Source organism: Geomesophilobacter sediminis (assembly GCF_016458275.1).
Classification (GTDB): Bacteria; Desulfobacterota; Desulfuromonadia; order Geobacterales; family Geobacteraceae; genus Geomesophilobacter; species Geomesophilobacter sediminis.
The window spans coordinates 83,817-101,021 of record NZ_JAEMHM010000019.1 but is presented as its reverse complement, the minus strand read 5'-3'; the positions used below and the strand labels follow the sequence as shown (position 1 = coordinate 101,021).

General features: G+C 61.1%; 21 protein-coding genes. 1 reads left to right on the top strand and 20 read right to left on the bottom strand.

Annotated elements, in window-relative coordinates; all coding sequences use genetic code 11:
- Nucleotides 1-52 precede the first annotated feature (52 nt).
- The 7 genes from JFN93_RS20325 to JFN93_RS20295 form a co-directional block, all read right to left on the bottom strand.
- The gene (locus JFN93_RS20325; RefSeq protein ID WP_199385980.1) at nucleotides 53-475 is read right to left on the bottom strand and encodes a VOC family protein; all 423 of its coding nucleotides are present in this window, start codon (nucleotides 473-475) and stop codon (nucleotides 53-55) included.
- A 24-nt stretch (nucleotides 476-499) separates the two neighbouring features.
- Complete coding sequence (locus JFN93_RS20320) at nucleotides 500-1,225, bottom strand: cytochrome c biogenesis CcdA family protein (RefSeq protein ID WP_199385979.1); 726 nt, start codon at nucleotides 1,223-1,225, stop codon at nucleotides 500-502.
- A gap of 16 nt (nucleotides 1,226-1,241) precedes the next feature.
- A complete protein-coding gene (locus tag JFN93_RS20315) occupies nucleotides 1,242-1,766 on the bottom strand; it encodes a TlpA disulfide reductase family protein (protein ID WP_199385978.1) in 525 nt (174 codons plus the stop codon).
- Nucleotides 1,763-3,127: a sigma-54-dependent transcriptional regulator gene (locus tag JFN93_RS20310; RefSeq protein WP_199385977.1), complete on the bottom strand. Its 1,365-nt coding sequence runs from the start codon at nucleotides 3,125-3,127 to the stop codon at nucleotides 1,763-1,765. The genes JFN93_RS20315 and JFN93_RS20310 overlap by 4 nt, the downstream gene beginning before the upstream one ends.
- A gap of 280 nt (nucleotides 3,128-3,407) precedes the next feature.
- Nucleotides 3,408-3,653: a hypothetical protein gene (locus JFN93_RS20305; RefSeq protein WP_236021841.1), complete on the bottom strand. Its 246-nt coding sequence runs from the start codon at nucleotides 3,651-3,653 to the stop codon at nucleotides 3,408-3,410.
- Between the two features lie 146 nt (nucleotides 3,654-3,799).
- The gene (locus tag JFN93_RS20300; protein ID WP_199385975.1) at nucleotides 3,800-4,768 is read right to left on the bottom strand and encodes a polyprenyl synthetase family protein; all 969 of its coding nucleotides are present in this window, start codon (nucleotides 4,766-4,768) and stop codon (nucleotides 3,800-3,802) included.
- Between the two features lie 361 nt (nucleotides 4,769-5,129).
- Nucleotides 5,130-5,597: a hypothetical protein gene (locus tag JFN93_RS20295; protein WP_199385974.1), complete on the bottom strand. Its 468-nt coding sequence runs from the start codon at nucleotides 5,595-5,597 to the stop codon at nucleotides 5,130-5,132.
- A gap of 504 nt (nucleotides 5,598-6,101) precedes the next feature.
- On the opposite strand from JFN93_RS20295, the gene JFN93_RS20290 reads away from it, so the two are divergent.
- The gene (locus tag JFN93_RS20290; protein WP_199385973.1) at nucleotides 6,102-7,691 is read left to right on the top strand and encodes a glucose-6-phosphate isomerase; all 1,590 of its coding nucleotides are present in this window, start codon (nucleotides 6,102-6,104) and stop codon (nucleotides 7,689-7,691) included.
- Nucleotides 7,692-7,887: 196 nt separating this feature from the next.
- On the opposite strand, the gene rsmI is transcribed toward JFN93_RS20290, so the two are convergent.
- From rsmI to ffh, 13 genes are all read right to left on the bottom strand, one after another.
- Nucleotides 7,888-8,739, bottom strand: a complete 852-nt coding sequence (rsmI, locus tag JFN93_RS20285; protein ID WP_199385972.1) for a 16S rRNA (cytidine(1402)-2'-O)-methyltransferase — start codon at nucleotides 8,737-8,739, stop codon at nucleotides 7,888-7,890.
- Between the two features lie 138 nt (nucleotides 8,740-8,877).
- The gene (locus JFN93_RS20280; protein WP_199385971.1) at nucleotides 8,878-9,699 is read right to left on the bottom strand and encodes an NAD+ synthase; all 822 of its coding nucleotides are present in this window, start codon (nucleotides 9,697-9,699) and stop codon (nucleotides 8,878-8,880) included.
- Nucleotides 9,699-10,550 (bottom strand): nitrilase-related carbon-nitrogen hydrolase, encoded by an 852-nt coding sequence (locus JFN93_RS20275; RefSeq protein ID WP_199385970.1) that lies wholly within the window; start codon nucleotides 10,548-10,550, stop codon nucleotides 9,699-9,701. The genes JFN93_RS20280 and JFN93_RS20275 overlap by 1 nt, the downstream gene beginning before the upstream one ends.
- Nucleotides 10,551-10,773: 223 nt before the next feature.
- Nucleotides 10,774-11,211 carry a DUF4149 domain-containing protein gene (locus JFN93_RS20270; protein ID WP_199385969.1) on the bottom strand — a complete coding sequence of 146 codons (438 nt, stop codon included), beginning with the start codon at nucleotides 11,209-11,211 and terminating at the stop codon, nucleotides 10,774-10,776.
- Nucleotides 11,212-11,364: 153 nt separating this feature from the next.
- Nucleotides 11,365-11,742 carry a YraN family protein gene (locus JFN93_RS20265; protein ID WP_199385968.1) on the bottom strand — a complete coding sequence of 126 codons (378 nt, stop codon included), beginning with the start codon at nucleotides 11,740-11,742 and terminating at the stop codon, nucleotides 11,365-11,367.
- Between the two features lie 94 nt (nucleotides 11,743-11,836).
- A complete protein-coding gene (locus JFN93_RS20260; RefSeq protein WP_199385967.1) occupies nucleotides 11,837-12,529 on the bottom strand; it encodes a ribonuclease HII in 693 nt (230 codons plus the stop codon).
- A gap of 199 nt (nucleotides 12,530-12,728) precedes the next feature.
- Complete coding sequence (gene rplS / locus JFN93_RS20255) at nucleotides 12,729-13,085, bottom strand: 50S ribosomal protein L19 (RefSeq protein ID WP_199385966.1); 357 nt, start codon at nucleotides 13,083-13,085, stop codon at nucleotides 12,729-12,731.
- A 76-nt stretch (nucleotides 13,086-13,161) separates the two neighbouring features.
- On the bottom strand, nucleotides 13,162-13,728 hold the full coding sequence (locus JFN93_RS20250) for an RNA methyltransferase (protein WP_199385965.1): 567 nt from the start codon (nucleotides 13,726-13,728) through the stop codon (nucleotides 13,162-13,164).
- On the bottom strand, nucleotides 13,725-14,450 hold the full coding sequence (trmD, locus tag JFN93_RS20245) for a tRNA (guanosine(37)-N1)-methyltransferase TrmD (RefSeq protein ID WP_199385964.1): 726 nt from the start codon (nucleotides 14,448-14,450) through the stop codon (nucleotides 13,725-13,727). Before trmD ends, JFN93_RS20250 begins: the two co-directional genes overlap by 4 nt.
- Nucleotides 14,447-14,968 (bottom strand): ribosome maturation factor RimM, encoded by a 522-nt coding sequence (gene rimM / locus JFN93_RS20240; protein ID WP_407931894.1) that lies wholly within the window; start codon nucleotides 14,966-14,968, stop codon nucleotides 14,447-14,449. Before rimM ends, trmD begins: the two co-directional genes overlap by 4 nt.
- Nucleotides 14,965-15,195, bottom strand: a complete 231-nt coding sequence (locus tag JFN93_RS20235; protein WP_199385962.1) for a KH domain-containing protein — start codon at nucleotides 15,193-15,195, stop codon at nucleotides 14,965-14,967. Before JFN93_RS20235 ends, rimM begins: the two co-directional genes overlap by 4 nt.
- Before the next feature lie 50 nt (nucleotides 15,196-15,245).
- Entirely contained in the window at nucleotides 15,246-15,512 is a 267-nt protein-coding gene (rpsP, locus tag JFN93_RS20230) for a 30S ribosomal protein S16 (protein WP_199385961.1), read from the bottom strand.
- Between the two features lie 95 nt (nucleotides 15,513-15,607).
- Nucleotides 15,608-16,966 carry a signal recognition particle protein gene (gene ffh / locus JFN93_RS20225; RefSeq protein WP_199385960.1) on the bottom strand — a complete coding sequence of 453 codons (1,359 nt, stop codon included), beginning with the start codon at nucleotides 16,964-16,966 and terminating at the stop codon, nucleotides 15,608-15,610.
- Nucleotides 16,967-17,205 lie beyond the last annotated feature (239 nt).

Here is a 17,205-nt window from a genome sequence, read left to right as displayed (position 1 = left end):
AAGGGGCGAACCATTTCCGGTTCGCCCCTTTTGCATTTGCCTTGGCTATAAGCTACGGCACCGGTGCCCGGCGGCGCGGCTCCTGCAGCACGACGAGGTACCCGTCTGGGTCGAAGCACCAAAGCTCCAGCGCGCCGTAGGGGTTGAGCTTGGGGGGATAGAGGATCTCCAGGTCCTCTTCGAGGATCTCGCCGTGAACGAAATCGAGATCCCGGACCGTGAGGTGCAGGGTCATCCCGACCCCCTTGGGAAAGCTCTCCAGGCGCGGGACCAGGATCGGATGTTCCATTTCCACGGCATCCTCCTCCACGAAGATCACCTGAACGCCCTCCACCGTCATCACCAGGTGTTCCGGCGCCCCCACCGCGGTCAGGGCGCGCTCCACGGGAAGTTCCAGGATCCCCCGGTAAAACGCCTCGGTGGCATCCAGGTCCTCCACCACGAGCTGGATGGTCAGCAGCTGCGATCCGTTCAAGGTCTTGCTCCGGGGGTCATGCGGCTATGCTCCCATGAAGCGGCTGGCGTACCTGCTGAACAGGGAGAAGTAGTTGCCGAAGATTAGGATTCCCACCATGATCAGGAAGATGCCGGTGACCACCTCGAAAACCCGGATGTACTTCTTGAACCGAGAGAAGATCACCAGGAACTGATGCATGGCCAGGGAGGAGAGGAAAAAAGGGATGGCCAGCCCCATGGAATAGGCGAGCAGCAGGAAGATCCCCCGCAGCATGGTCGATTCGGTTGCGGCAACCATCAGGATCGAGGCGAGGATCGGCCCGATGCAGGGGGTCCACCCGGCGGCAAAGGCGAGCCCCACCGCAAAACTCCCGAGATAGCCGGCCGGCTTGCGGTGCAGGGTGACCCTTTTTTCCCCGAGCAGGATGCCGATGTCGAAGAACCCGGCGACGTGGACCCCGAAAACCACGATCAGCACCCCGCCGACCCGCCGGATCGCCGTCATGTGCTCCTGCATGAAGCTCCCGATGAAGGTCGCCGACGCACCCAGCAGCACGAAGACGCAGGTGAAGCCGGCAATGAACAAAAGCGAGTGCAGGATCGTCTGCTGCCGCACCTTGTGGGACGGGTGCTCCGCCTGGAGATCCGAGAAGGAGAGGCCGGTTATGTAGGTAACGTAGGAGGGTATCAGCGGCAGGACGCAGGGGGAGAGAAACGAGAGAAACCCTGCGATGAAGGCGCCGATCAGGCCGACGTGGTTCGTTTCCATGACGTGCTCCGAAGGGTCAAGGTGCGGCTGTTTTTTCCTTACAGAGGGTGTCCAGGGCCGCGACAACCTCCGGATGGATCCAGTCCATCCCGCCGATCACCTTTTTGACGATAACGCCCTGCTTGTTGATGACGAAGGTTTCCGGCACCCCGGTGGTCCCGTACCGCTTGGCGGTCTTGCCGTCGGTGTCGAGCAGCGCCGGAAGGGTCAGGCCGCTCTTGGCGAAAAAGCCGGAGACCGCGTTTTTGCCCCCCTCGTCGATGGAGACCGCCAGCATCTGGAACTCCTTACCCTGCATCGCCTGGTTCAGCTTCACCATGGAGGGGATCTCCTCCCGGCAGGGGGGGCACCAGGTCGCCCAGAAGTTCAGGAGGACCACCTTTCCCTTGAGCTGGGAGAGGGTGACCGGCTTCCCGGAAAGGTCGCTGAGGGTGAAATCCGGGGCATGCTTTCCTTCCACCGGCGCTTCCTCCGGCTTGGTACAGGCCGCCATGGCCAGAAGCACCGTCACGAGCAGCGCCAAACGGATCCAACCCTTCATTTTCCCCTCCCCTGTTGCGCAATTTGATATTTTTCCATCCGATAGATCAGGGTGTGGCGCGGGATCCGCAGGAAACGGGCCGCGGCGGTCTGGTTCCAGCTACAGCGGTTGAGCGCCTCGACCACGATCTCTTTTTCCAGCTGTTCCAGCGAGTACCCCTCCGGGGGAAGCCGCAATACCCCCTCGCCGCTCCGCGCCCCCGGCGCGGCGATCTTCTCGGGGAGGTCGGCAAGTTCCACCCGTTCCCCTTCCCTGAGAATCAGCAGGCGCTCCACCGTGTTTTCCAGTTCGCGCACGTTGCCAGGCCACGGATAACGCTGCAGCGCCTCCAGCGCCTCCTTGGCAAAGGCCACGGACCCGCCGCCGTATTTCCCGCAGAAGTAACGCACCAAGAGCGGGATGTCGTCGGGGCGCTCCCGAAGCGGCGGCAGCCTGAGCGGGATGACCGAGAGGCGGTAGTAGAGGTCATCCCGGAAGTTCCCTTCGGCAATCCCCTTCTCCAGGTCCGCATTGGTCGCCGCCACCACCCGGAGGTCGAGCTTCACCTCGGCGTTCCCCCCCACCGGCTCGACCACCCGCTCCTGCAGCACGCGCAAGAGCTTGGGCTGGAGTTCCAGCGGCAGGTCCCCCACCTCGTCCAGGAAAATCGTCCCCCCGTCCGCCTGCTGGAACTTACCGGCTTTATCACGTATCGCTCCGGTAAAGGCTCCCTTAACGTGTCCAAACAATTCGCTCTCGAGAAGATCGCGCGGGATCGCGGCACAGTTTACCGCCACAAACGGCGCGGCGCGCCGGGCGCTCCCGGAGTGGATGGCACGGGCCACGAGTTCCTTGCCGGTCCCCGATTCGCCGGTGATGAGGACGGTCGCTTCGGTATCGGCGACCTTGCGGACCACCGAGAAAACCCCTTCCATGGCCCGGGAAGTCCCGACGATGTTCTTGAATTCGGCCCGATCGGCGAGCTCTTCCTTGAGCAGCCGGTTCTCCTCGGAAAGCCCCTGCAGTTGGAGCCCCTTGCGGACGGTGAGCTTGAGCTCGTCCCGGTTGAAGGGCTTGGTCAGGTAATCGTAAGCCCCGAGCTTCATCGCCTCGACCGCGGTGTCGATGGCGCCGAAGGCGGTGAGGACGATCACCACCGTTGCCGGAGAGCGCTCCTTGATCGAGGAAAGGACCTGGAACCCGCTCATTCCCGGCATCTTCAGGTCGGTGATGACGACCGGGGGGGCCTCGTCGGTGAAGATCTTCAGCCCGGCCTCCCCGTTGGGGGCGGTGAATACCGAGTATCCCTCCTGCTGCAGGTTGTACTCGAGCACTCTCCGTAGAGAATCGTCGTCATCTATGATCAGTATTTTTGCCGACATGCACACCCGGTCCTGGCAGAAAAATGAGAGAGATATCTCCTCATACTTAACTGATTTGGCAATCCAGTACAACCTAATTTTGAGCGCAGGACCAAGGGGCGAGCTGGGGGGAAAAGGGTGAGAAAAGTGGGGCAAAAGGCAATAGGTGGGGGATGCGCCGCAAGGGGCGCCACTCAATGAGCAATGTGCCATGAGCAATGAGCAGACAATAGCAAGGGCAGAGGGCTGCGTCTCGGGAAACGCTGCTCTTTGCTCATTGCCCTTTGCTCACTGGTTTGGCTTAGGTGCGGCGGGCCTTGCTGCGCCGGGTGAACCCCATGTAGCTCTGGGTGATCTCCCGGGTGCCGACGGCCAGAGGAAGCAGCTCCTCGTGCTTTTTCAACGCGTCGGGCACGGTGGGACCATCGGTGATGATGAAGTCGTCGTTCCCCAGACAGGTAGTCGCGTAGAAGCGACTAGGAGACTTGGAGAACACTTTGATCTGGAAAACTTCCCCGTTCAGTTCGATATCTGATGAATGCAGCAATACATCCTCGTCCATCCTGGCCCCCTTTCATAACAAAACATCAGATTCAGATGACGTTCAGTTAGCAAGAATTGGACCAGACTGAATAAAAGAGGTTTAGCTCCCTTCAGCCCCCGTTTCCCCGTGTTATAACCGTAACCTTCCGGCTATTTGACGCGGGTCACCACGTATTCGGCCAACTCCACCAGGGCATCACGGGCGCCTGACGGGGGGAACGCCTCGAGGTGCTTGCGGCACAGGGCGACGTGTTCCCGGGCCTTCTCCACGGTGTGCTCGATCCCACCGTAGCGGTGCACCAACTCGAAGACGGCAGCAAAATCCTGGTCCGTTAATTCCTCTTTCTCAACGACGGCGGCGATGGTCTCACGTTCGGCCTCAGTGCAGGATCTCAGGGTATGGATGAGCGGCAGGGTGATCTTCCCTTCTTCCAGGTCGTGCCCGATGCTTTTGCCGAACTCCGCCTCTTTGGCGGTGTAGTCGAGGGTGTCGTCCATGAGCTGGAACGCGATCCCGAGTTCCATCCCGTAGGCCGCCATCGCCTCACGCAGCCGCACCGGCACCTCCCCGAGGATGGCGCCCACCTCGCAGGCCGCGGCCAGAAGGATCGCCGTCTTGGAGCGCACCACCTCGATGTAGCGGTCAACGGTGATGTCCAGGTCACTGGTGCAGACGAGCTGCAGGACTTCCCCCTCGGCGATCATGGTGGTCGCGTCGGCAAGCACCTTCAGCACGCGCAGGTCGCCGTCGGCTACCATGAGCGAGAACGACTTGGAGAACAGGAAGTCGCCGACCAGAACCGACGCCTCGTTGCCCCACAAGGTATTTGCGGAGGCCAGCCCCCGGCGCAGGTTGGCGTTGTCCACAACATCGTCATGCAGCAGGGTCGCGGTGTGGATGAACTCGACCACGCTCGCCAGCGGAACGTGCCGGTCGCCGCGGTAACCGCAGAGGTTGGCCGCGAGCAGCAGCAGCGCGGGGCGAATCCGCTTCCCTCCGCTGGAGAGGACGTACTCGCCAACCTTACGGATCAGCGGGACATTCGACTCGAGGTCCTTTTTAAACTGCAGTTCCACATTTTTCAGGTCTTCCCCGATCAGGGCAAGCGCTGCATCCATAACAACCCTCTAATCCGTTTGCACTGGCAGGCAAACTGGTTATGTACTCGAAATAATAAGAGTTTCTTCGGTGTCAAAAGTCCCCCACAGGGGCAGGGACCGACGGCGCACTTTAGCAAATCCCCCGTCATTATTCAAGGTATTTCGTGGCTTTCCGAATGCGGGACGGGCTGAAAGAGCAGGATTGGCGCGGGTCGAGAGACGGGTACCGGCCCCTTGCCGTTGTGACCGGCACGGGGCGCCCGAAGGAAGGGCTCAGCAGAAACGTTCAATGATTTGACGCTAAGAGTGGGTTGAGGTCAATTTTTCGACCCGGAACGCGCCCCGGCGGGGCAGCAGCTGCACCCGCCGGGAATGTCCCTCAGACTGGATCCAGATTGACCAGGCCGCAGCGCTTCAGTTCTTTCTCCAGTTTCGGCCGGGTAAGCCCCAAGGCGCGGCACATCAGGTCGCTGTCGCAGCTGTACCGCTCCATCGCCATGAGCAGCAGGGCCTTGCGCAGGGAGTGGGAAAACTTGTCCAGGATGTGATCCTTGGCGGTCGCCGTGATCAAGGAAAAAAGCGGTTCCAGGTTGCGCTGGAACAGCCGAGCGTTCTCTTCGATTTCTGCCCGCCTCTCGTTCATCTGCTTCACCCTCACCAGATTCCCCACGAACTCCCCCATGTTATTTTGGACAAAGTGCAGCGTCTCCAGATCATCGTTGACCATCAGCACGTCGGGGATTGCCCCTTCGGCGGGTTCACCGTTGCTCTCGACCAGCACCACCTCGATGGCGCTGTAACCGTTGCCTTTGTCCCTGGTATTTATTGTCCTGGCTCGATAGCCCATGGCCGCCCTCCCTGGACGGGGTCTCTTCGTAAGCCGCTGTTACCACAACGCTTTCGAAGCCAAAGCCGTTGACCCCGGTCCGACATTCCGTACTTCGGCGTTACCTGATTCAGCTACTTCAACAGCCGTACCAGCGCCAAAAGAGGAGGCGCCCTTCAGATAAACTGCTGTTTTTACTACCCTTTATCTTCGCCCAGAATCGTCGCGCAACCTTGGCAACGGCGCCGTGGTTGTTCAGCAGTTGCACAACCGCGGCAACAACGCCTGAAAAAGCACGGACAAACAGCACGTTGCACCGGGCAATCTGAATGAGCCGGATTGCACGGTTTGCACAGAGGGCTCTCAGAAGAACAGCTAGTTGAAAAAAATTTAATTTCTGCTAGTATGCGTCGGCACCTGTCCCGGTCAGTGACGTTGCGGTAGACTGGGCACGGCGGCGTTGAAAGGAAAGCATTCGCATTCGGCCAGTTAAAGGTACGATCACGATACTCTGAGGAGGTTCATGTGGAAAAACTGCAACTGTGGGATCGTTACAAGGAGCGCCTCTATGTAAGCAGGAAGATGGCACTGAGCCTGGACACCAGCCGCATCGACTTTCCCGGCGGCTTTTTCACTGAGATGGAGCCGCGCCTGCAAAAGGCTTATGAAGCGATGGCCCTTCTGGAAGGGGGCGCCATCGCCAATCCCGAGGAGCAGCGTATGGTGGGGCACTACTGGCTGAGGGCTCCCGGGCTTGCCCCGCAGCGCGCCCTGACCGAGGAGATCGAGGAGACCGTGAACCGGGTGAAGATCTTTGCCACCTCGGTCCACGACGGCGCCATCGCCGCGCCGGGAGGAAAACCGTTCCGAAACCTCCTGGTCGTCGGCATCGGCGGCTCGGCGCTGGGGCCGCAGTTCGTCGCCGACAGCCTCGGCACCCCCTCCGATCCCATGCGCCCTTACTTCTTCGACAACACGGACCCCGACGGAATGGACAAGGTGCTGGCCGAAATCGGTGCCGGGCTCGACGAAACCTTGGTCGTGGTGATCTCCAAGAGCGGCGGGACCAAGGAAACCCGCAACGGCATGCTGGAGGCCAAAGCGGCCTTCACCGCCAGAGGGCTCGACTTCACCAAGTACGCGGTCGCGGTCACCGGGCTTGACAGCGAACTGGACCAGACGGCAGTGCGCGAAGGATGGATCGAGCGCTTCCCGATGTGGGACTGGGTCGGCGGCCGCACCTCGGTCACCTCAGCCGTCGGTCTTCTCCCCGCCGCTTTGCAGGGGATCGACATCGGGGCCCTCTTGGAAGGGGCCCGGATCTGCGACGAGGCCACCCGGAGCACCGCCACCCGGCAGAACCCGGCGGCACTGCTGGCCCTCTCCTGGTACCACGCCACCGGCGGCACCGGCGCCAAGGACATGGTCATCCTTCCCTACAAGGACCGGCTGATCCTCTTCTCGCGCTACCTGCAGCAGCTGATCATGGAATCGCTCGGCAAGGAACTCGACCTGAGCGGGAAGACGGTCCACCAGGGGATTGCCGTCTACGGCAACAAGGGATCTACCGACCAGCACGCCTACGTCCAGCAGTTGCGCGAAGGGGTGCACAACTTCTTCGTGACCTTCATCGAAGTCCTGAAGGACCGGCAGGGTGCCTCGCCCGAGATGGAGCCCGGGGCAACCTCCGGGGACTACCTCTCCGGCTTCTACCAGGGGACCCGGGCCGCACTGTACGAGAAGGGGCGCGAGTCGTTGACCATCACCGTGGACGAGGTGTCGGCGGCGACCGTCGGCTCGCTGATCGCGCTCTACGAGCGGGCGGTGGGATTTTATGCGACGCTGGTGAACATCAATGCCTACCACCAGCCCGGCGTTGAGGCGGGCAAGAAGGCGGCCGGAAGCGTGCTGAAACTGCAGGGTGAGATACTGGCGCTCCTTGGGAGGCGCAAGGGGGAGGACTTTACCGCCGAGGGTTGTGCCGCCGCCCTGGGAAAACCCGAGGAGGCCGAGACGATCTTCATCATCCTCCGGCATCTGGCCGCCAATCCGGACCACGGGGTCGGTGTCGCCTACGGTGACCAGCTCTGGGACAGCCGGTTCCGGGCCAAGTAACGAAGCGGATGTAACAAGAAAGGGGACACCTCACGACGGTGTCCCCTTTCTTATCTCGCCCATGTTTGTGATGCCGGCTGCTTCCCTCCGTAGGGGCGCGACAGGCTGCGCCCGTAAATCCGATCAAGCGACCATCATTCGCGCCAGGAATGGCGCTCCCACCGGGTGGTGCCACCGCCCCCTGGTTAAATCTAAATCATCCCTCCGCCAGCCCCTCTTCCTTCAGCCGCAGGGCCTCCGCATAGACCGTCCCCTTGGGCAGGCCGGTCTCCTGGGTCACCCGCTTCACCGCATCCTTCAGCGAATGCTCCCCGCTTTCCAGATACCTTTTGAGAAGCTCTTCCATCTGCGGCCCTTCGACGCTCTCCACCTCGGGCGCCGGAGAAACCAGGATCGCCACCTCCCCCCTGATCTCCTCCCGCTCGGCAACCTCGGCAGCGAGACGGGAAAGCGGCCCCCGCATGAACTCCTCGTGGAGCTTGGTCAGCTCGCGGGCCACCACGACCTCCCGGTCCCCCATCGTCTCCAACATGTCGGCAAGCGTCGCTTGCAGCCGTTTGGGTGACTCGTAGAAGATCAGCACCGCTTTCTCGGCGGCCAGGGCCTGGAGGCGCTCCCGCCGTTTCCCCTGCTTGTTGGGCAGAAATCCGGCAAAGGTAAAGAAGTCGGTCGGCAGCCCGGAGGCGGAAAGCGCGGTAACCGCGGCACAGGCCCCGGGAATGGGTACCACCGCCACCCCTTCGGCCGCGGCATCGCGCACCAGTTGATACCCCGGGTCCGAGATGCAGGGCGTCCCGGCGTCGGTGATCAAGGCCACCGACTTTCCGTCCCTAAGCTGCTCCAGGATGTACTCCCCCTTGAGGGCCTGGTTGTGATCGAAGTAGGAGGTAAGCGGGCGGGAGATGCCGAAGTGCGTCAGGAGCTTGCGCGAATGGCGGGTGTCCTCGGCGGCGATCAGGTCGACCTCCTTGAGGATGCGCAGCGCCCGGAGGGTGATGTCCTCCAGGTTTCCGATCGGCGTGGCAACGATGTAGAGGGTAGCAGGCATAGGATCCGTTCGACGTTCGACGTTCGACGTTCGGCGTCAAAACGAATGGTCTTTTATGCTGACCTGCCGGGGGGCTCTCGAAACCGCCTGGCAACCGCCAAAGGCGGCGAAACGTCGAACGCAGAACGTCGAACGGGTTTATTTGCCCCAATCCCGCGAGTAGCGGAAATCGCGGTCGATGGTGCGGTGGGAGACTTTGGCGATTACGGGCAGGCGCCGCTTGAAATGGGAGCCCTGCACCTTGGTGTGGACGACGTCGATGAAATGCGGGTCGAACCCCTCGGCGATCAGCTCGTCGCGGCTCATCCGCTGGTCCACCATCCGGTACAACAGTTCGTCGGCATCGCGGTAGGTGAAGCCCAGCTCCTGCTCGTCGGTCTGGCCGGCCCAAAGGTCGGCGGACGGCTTCTTGTCGATCACCGCGCGGGGCACCCCCATCGCTTCGGACAGCTCCCAAACCTGGCTCTTGTAGATGTCCCCGATCGGGTTGAGCGCGCTCGCCATGTCGCCGTGCAGGGTGCCGTAGCCGAGCAGAAGCTCGGTCTTGTTGCTGGTCCCGAGCACGAGGCCGCGCACTTCGGCGGAGTGGTCGTACAAAATGGTCATCCGCTCGCGGGCCATCTTGTTGCCGCGCCGCATGTTGTTGGCATCGGGGAAAAGGTTGAAGTAAGCGTCGACCATCGGGGTGATCTCGATGACCTGATAGTTGATCCCCAACTGGTCCGCCACGAGTTTTGCGTGCGCCTCGCTCTCCGGATTGCTGGTCCGGTAGGGCATCGTGTAGGCGTAGACGTTCTCCGGGCCGAGCGCCTCGGCGGCGATGAACGCCACCAGCGCGGAATCGATGCCGCCGGAAAGCCCGAGCACCCCCTTGGTCACCCCGACCTTGGTCACCTCGTCCCGGACGAACCCGACCAGGATCTTGCGCAGAAGCGCCGTATTCACGTTGAGAACGCCCATCAGTTACCTCTCTCCCGGTCGATTCGCTTCAGCTCCCGAAAGGTGACGTGGAGGTTCTCGTCGCGCATCATCGGGGAGAAAATCCGCTCCCGGCGCAACGCCCCCTCGTCCACCCGGCCCATGACGAAATCCTCCTCGAGAATGGCGCCCCGCGCGGTGACCTCCCCGTTCGGGCCGATCAGCTCGGAACCGCCCCAGAAGTTGATCCCGTCCTCGTACCCCACGCGGTTGCAATACAGGACGCGGCAGTTGAGGAACATGGCGGTGGTGGAGGTGAGCTTCTGCCAGGCGTTGGCCGAGCCGAGCCCTTCCCCTTCGTTGATGCCGCGCCCCGGGCTGGAGGAGAGACAAAGGAGCGTGGTGGCGCCGTCCATGGCCAGGAGGTAGGAGGCGGAAAGATGCCACATGTCCTCGCAGATCAGGATGCCGATCCGTCCGAAACGGGAGTCGAAGGCGCGGAAGTGCTCGCCGCGGGCCAGGTAGCGCTGCTCGTCGAAAAGGCCGTAGGTGGGGAGGTAGACCTTGCGGTGCACGTGGCGGATCTCGCCGTTTTCCAGGTAGAGGGCGCTGTTGAAGAAACGGTAGTCGGAAGTCACCTCGACCAATCCCACCGCGATGGAGATGCGGCGGGAGAGCTCCTTCAGTCTGGTCAGTCGGGGATCCTCAACGTGGAGGGCGACATCGGGGACGAGGTCCTTGAGGAAATAGCCGGTCAGCGCCAGTTCAGGGAAGACGATGAGGGCGGCACCCTGATCGATCCCTTTCTCTACGGCCGCTTCGACAAGGGCAAGGTTGTCATCCAGGCAGCCGAGTTTCGGCTTTATCTGGGCGAGGGCAACAAGAAAATCCATGTACTTCTCCGGAACTTTTTTGTCTTTTCTAGCACAGCGGCCGTGCCTTTGTAAACCACGGCGGGGGCGTGCGAAGCAACTCACCTCTCGAAACGGCTGGCGGGACGTCCCCTCTCCTTCAAGGAGAGGGACAGGGTGAGGATGGGGTTAGTCGCCGGATATCCGGCTCCGGATCGCGACAAGAATGTCGCTCCTACCGAGCAAGCCACGCTGCAACCTAAAGCTAGAACAGCACCACCAGCGTCACCCCTCCGGCGATGACCGCAAGGTTGCAGGTCGCCGAGAAGGCGTGCAGGCGGGAGAACTGCTGGCGCAGGGGATGATCCTTGGTGGTCTTTTCGAAGGAGCCGATCTGCTGCTTGAGGATCGCCGCGTTCGGTTCGATGTAGAAGGCCTGGAAGGAAACGAAGGCAAGCATCATCGCCAGGATGCCGATGTTCAGGCCGAACTTCTCTCCGCGGAAGAACACGGTGGCCAGGGCGACCACGCCGCAGACCACCCCCCAGCGGAAGTAGCCGGGGAAGAAGAGCCCGACGATGCGGGCCGCGGTGTCGCGGCTTTCCGACCGGAAAAGAATGGGGGTGAGCACGAAGGTGAACAGCGCCGCCCCGCCCACCCAGAGCGAGACCGCCAGATGATAGATGATGTTCAGGATGTTCATTCCTCAAAAACCTCCTTGGGTCAGTTGACCTTGAGCTCCCCCCTTTGAAAAAGGGGGGCTGGGGGGATTTGCCTTTCAGCCAAAAACCTCAGAACCAAATCCCCCTAAATCCCCCTTTTCCAAAGGGGGACTTTAAACCTTGCCCTATTAAACTCAATACGCCAGATCGAAGGCATCCCGTATATGCTCGATCTCGGGGACGTCGTGCTCACGGAGCACGATCGCCACGACATCGAAACGGGCCGGAGCGTCATAGAGCTTCTTCTTTGACAGCCATACCAGGGCCGCCTTAGATATCTGCCTCTGCTTGAACGGGGTCACGGCGAGCTGCGGCGGACCGTAGGCCTTATTGTTTCGGCACTTCACCTCGACAAAGACAATGGTTCTCCCGTCTCTTGCCACGATGTCGATCTCGCCGCAGACACAGCGGTAGTTTCTATCGACAATAGTGAAGCCCTGTCCCCTCAGGAACGTGGCGGCGATGGACTCGCCGACCTTGCCTTTGTCACTGTTGCCGCTCTTATCTTCCATGACGCCCCATGCCTCTACCGATACGACACAGAAAAGAGTAACAGTTTAGCAGCAACTAAAGGAAAATCCCGATCTGCTCTGACAGGGAAATGGTTCAGAAAGAGAAGCTACCGTTGGTGGGCCGCCCCCCGTCGCCAACCGGCGCAGGGGGGAGATGCTCCTTTACCCCGCTGAAGGTTTTGCGGTGAATGGGGCAAGGGCCGAGTTCAGCGATGGCAGCCAGATGCGCAGCGGCACCGTATCCCTTGTGGCTGGCAAAGCCGTACCCCGGATACTGGAGGTCGTATTGGACCATCATCCGGTCCCGGGTGACTTTAGCGATGATGGAAGCCGCGGCAATGGAGAGACTCAGGGCATCACCCTGCTTGACGGTTCGCTGCGGGATGTTCAGGGGAACGCTGGAGATGCCGTCGATGAGGAGAAAATCCGGCGCAGGTGCGAGCTTGCTCACCGCCTCCCGCATGGCGGAAAGGGTAGCCTGCAGGATGTTGATGCTGTCGATCAGGTCATGGTCCCCGATCCCGACGCCAACCGAGACGGCTTCGGCGTGGATGACATCGAACAGCACTTCGCGCTGCTCCGCGGTCAACTGCTTCGAGTCGTTTACCCCCGGCAGCATCAATCCAGGAGGAAGGATCACGGCCGCCGCCACGACCGGACCGGCGAGCGGTCCGCGCCCGGCCTCGTCCACCCCGGCAATACGCTGGTAGCCGCGCCGTGCCGCCTGGACCTCATGGGCCAGCATGTCGATGGGGGATGTATCGTCAGGGAAAAGCCCGGAGGTCATGTAAAGGGTGTCTCCCAGAGGGAAAGTAGCTGCTGGAGCAAGCCACATAGATACTGGGAATCGGAGGGTGAGTCAACTGTAAACACCACTCCGGGGTCTGATCCGCCCACTCAGTCGGTTCAATCAGATCGGACCAGCGCAAAAGAAAAAGCCCCGACCAGAATGATCGGGGCTTTTCTCACTACGTTGGGGCGACCAGTTACTGGCCGGCGACGTATTTGCGCTCTTTGATCCTGGAAGCCTTGCCGCGCAGCTTGCGCAGGTAGTAAAGCTTCGCACGGCGGACCTGGCCGCGGGTCACCACCTCGATCGCCTCGACGGACGGCGAGTGCAGCGGGAAAACCCTTTCGACGCCGACGCCGTTGGAGATCTTGCGAACGGTGAAGGACTCGCGGATCCCGCCGCCCTGGCGGCCCAGGCAGACGCCCTGGAAAGCCTGGATACGCATCTTGTCGCCCTCGACGATCTTCACCTGCACCTTGATGGTGTCACCGGGAATAAACGCCGGGATATTCTTCTTCATCTGCTCCATTTCAATTGCATCAATCTTGTTCATGTGCTTCCTCCCTTATCCGAACTTCTAACCTGCAAGTTTATGTTTATGTGGCACTGCGCCGACGTATAACTCTCTTTTACCTTCCCAGCAGCCGATCCAGCATGATCGCCGCCGCCGAACGCACCGACAGGTGATTATAATCGCTTCCGCCCGAAATGGGTTCCAGGACGTAATCGGCGTCCCGAAAAAACTGCTCGGTAAGCCCCCACCCGGTCCCCAGAAGCAGCAGATAGGGCTGATCCGGCTGGTCGCGCAGCATCTGTTTCATGGCTTCGAAGCCGATGCTGTTGTCGCGTCCCGAGGCGCCGGTCACGACCACCTTCGCCTTTTTCCCGGTGCGCCGCTCGATGTCCGCCAACGTCTCCGGAAGCCCGTCCTCAACCTGCAGGATCTCCAGCGCCATCTTGCGCTTGGGGTTGTAGGTGGATCCCCACCCGGAAAGCCAGTGCTCCCGGATCTTCTCCACCAGCTTTCGCTGCTCGACCACCGGGGTGACGATGTAGTAGCGGCCCACGCCGTAGGTGCGGCAGGAGCGGGAGATATCGTGAACGTCCAGGTTGGTGACCGCGGTTGCCACGATGTCGCGGTGCTTGTCGTACACCGGAAAATGAATGAGCGCCACGCTCAGGTTGGCGCCGCTCATTTGCCTGCCTCGCCGATCAGCTTTTTATCCGCCTTGCTCAACTCGATCCGATCGAGGAGTTCGGGGCGGGAGGCCATGGTGCGCAGGATCGATTCCTTGCGGCGCCACTTGGCGATCTCGGCGTGATTGCCGGAAAGAAGCACATCGGGGACCTTCAGTCCCCGGAATTCCGGCGGTCTCGTGTACTGGGGGTATTCCAGGAGGCCGTCGGCGAAAGAGTCGTAGAGTGCCGAGTCGTTGTGCCCCAAAACTCCAGGGACCAGACGGGAGACGGCATCGACGATAACCATGGCGGCGAGCTCGCCTCCGGTGAGAACGAAGTCCCCCAGCGAGATCTCGTCGTCCACGAACAGGGTGCGGACCCGCTCGTCCACCCCTTCGTAGCGCCCGCAGACGATGATGAGCCCTTCCTCGGTGGAAAGCTCACGGGCCACCTGGTGGTTGAAGGGGCGCCCGCACGGGGTGGTCATGATCACCCTGGACGCAGGACGCTTTTCCTTCACCGCCTCGATGGCTGCGGCGAGCGGCTCGACCTTCATCACCATTCCGGCACCGCCGCCATAGGGAGCATCGTCGGCAGTGGCGTGCTTGTCCAGCGCCCAGTCGCGGATGTTGTGCAGGCCGATCTCGATCGTGCCCGCCTCGATGGCGCGCTTGATGATGCTCTCGGTCAACGGCCCCTCGAACATCGCCGGGAACAGCGTCAGAATGTCGAATTTCATGGTTCCAGAAGCCCCTCGGGGAGCGCGACGGTCATCAGGTTGTTCCCGAGGTCCACCGAAACGACCACATCTTCGAGCGCGGGAATCAGTACCTCGCGCCCCTCCCGCTGTACCACGTAGACGTCGTTGCTCCCGGTTTCGATGATTTCGACGAGCTCGCCCAAGGCTTCGCCCGTCTCGGTCACCACCTGGAGCCCGATCAGGTCCGTCCAGTAGTATTCGTCAGGCTCGAGTTCCGGGAGCATTTCTCGCTCCGCGTACAGCTCGCGCCCGACCAGGTGCAGCACCTGGTTGATGTTGTCAAAGGGTTTCAGGCCGAGAATGATCTTCTTGGCGCTACCCCTGACCGAGAGCACGGGAAAGCTCTCCAAAGCACCGTTCGGCGCCTTCACCAGGATGTTTTCGAGCTTGGAGATGCTGGAGGCGTCGCCCGCAAAGGGAATGACGCTCAGCTGCCCTTTGATCCCATGGGTGCCCTGGATCTTGCCGATCAGTACCTGCTTGCTACCGGACATCACTCAACGATCTTCAGGATCGCCTTCTTGTTGTCCTTGGTAGAGACGGCGTTCAACAGGGTGCGGATCGCTTTGGCGGTTCGCCCTTCCTTACCGATGATCCGGCCCATATCCTCCTTGGCTACTGTGAGCTTGATGACAGTGGTGTCCTCTTCCATCTCTTCGGAAGAGCGTACCTGAGTAGGATCATCTACAAGTGCTTTGGCGATGGTTTCTACAAGCTCTTTCATGTCGCTGCCCTCTGTTCGTTCAGGATATCCGGCGGGCCGGAAGCCGCTTTTTAGGCGGCGGGGGAAACGAACTTGTCCCAGATCCCGGTCTTCTTGAGGATCTGCTTCACGGTGTCGGTCGGCTGAGCGCCCTTGCCAAGCCACTCAAGGGTCTTGCCTTCTTCGAGTTTGTACTCGGCCGGGTTTTTGTTCGGGTCGTAGGTCCCGACGTTCTCGATGAAACGTCCGTCCCTGCGGCTGCGGCAGTCCGCAACAATTACCTGGTAGAAGGGTTTTTTCTTAGCGCCGGCCCGTGCAAGTCTGATCTTTATTGCCATTTCTTCCTCCTGGAATGCTCGGATCGAAGATCCGTAACTGAGTTCGTTTTTAGTTAATTGTACGTGATATGCAAACACATTAAAGCGAAAATCTTTTAAAACGGGAACGATCCCTTCCCCATCCCCTTCATCCCCTTCATCAACCCCTTGGGACCGAGCTTCTGGAGCTGCTTCACCACCTTCTGCGCTTCGCTGAAACGCTTGAGGAGCTGGTTCACTTCCTGGACCGAGGTCCCGCTCCCCTTGGCGATCCGCAGGCGCCGGCTGCCGTTGATGACGGTGTGGTCGGCGCGCTCTTTGCGGGTCATCGAGTCGATGATCGCCTCGATCCGCTTCAGTTCCTTCTCGGAGGGCTGCACCCCCTGCATCTGCTTCATCGCCTTGCCGACGCCGGGGATCATCCCGAGGATCGACTCCAGGGAACCCATCTTCTTGATCTGCTGCAGCTGGGCCCGGAAGTCTTCCAGGTCGAACTGGTTCTTCTTCAGCTTCTGCTGGAGCCGCTCGGCCTCCTTGGTGTCGAAGGTGGCCTGAGCCTTCTCGATCAGGGTGAGGACGTCACCCATCCCGAGGATCCGGGATACCAGTCGGTCGGCGTGGAACACGTCGAGGGCGTCGAGTTTCTCGCCGAGACCGACGAATTTCACCGGCTTGCCGGTTACCGCCTTGATGGAGAGGGCCGCACCACCTTTGGCGTCACCGTCGAGCTTGGTGAGGATCACCCCGGTAATGTCGAGACGGTCGTTGAAGCCGGAGGCGACGTTCACCGCCTCCTGGCCGGTCATGGCGTCGGCGACGAACAGGATCTCGCGCGGCTCGACGGCGCGCTTGATCGCGTCGAGCTCGTCCATGAGGTAGTCGTCGATCTGGTGGCGGCCGGCGGTGTCGAGGATGACCGTATCGAAACCGTTGAGCGTCGCGTAGCGGATCGCGTTGGCGCAGATGTCGACCGGCTTCTGGTCCGACGAGGAGTCGAAGACCTCGATGGAGAGCTGGCGCCCCAGAGTCTTGAGCTGCTCGATTGCCGCCGGGCGGTAGACGTCGGCGGGAACCATCAGCGGCTTTCTCCGCTGGCTTTTCAGATACCGGGCGAGTTTGCCGCACGAGGTCGTCTTACCGGCCCCCTGCAGACCCACCATCATGATCGAGACCGGCGGCTTCGCGGCGAGGTCGAGAGAGTTGTCCTCTCCGCCCCCCATGAGAAGCACCAGCTCGTCGTGAACGATCTTGATGACCTGCTGGCCCGGTGCCAGGCTCTGCAGCACCTCGGTACCGACCGAGCGGCTGCGGACCTTTTCGACAAAGTCCTTGACGACCTTGAAGTTGACGTCGGCCTCAAGGAGGGCCAGGCGCACTTCGCGCAAGGCTTCCTTGATATTGTCCTCGGTCATCACCCCCTGGCCGCGGAGCTTTTTGAATACCGAATCGAGCTTGTCTTGTAGCGTTGCAAACATGTTAAACCCGTTGGGGTAAAGTCCTGTATCTACGCGGAATTTTGCGCCAAAGCCCCAAATGGGCCGGAAAAAGCGCACGGATATCCCGCGGCAAGAGAGTCACTTTAGTTGAAAAAGCCAGATAATGTCAAGGGAAAAAAAGAGCGGGGGTCTGGGATCGGGGGCCGGCGGCCGGGGAAAAACCGACTGGAAATCGAACCGTTGCTCCCGCGCACTGCGTTCCCTCAACCCGGCGTTCC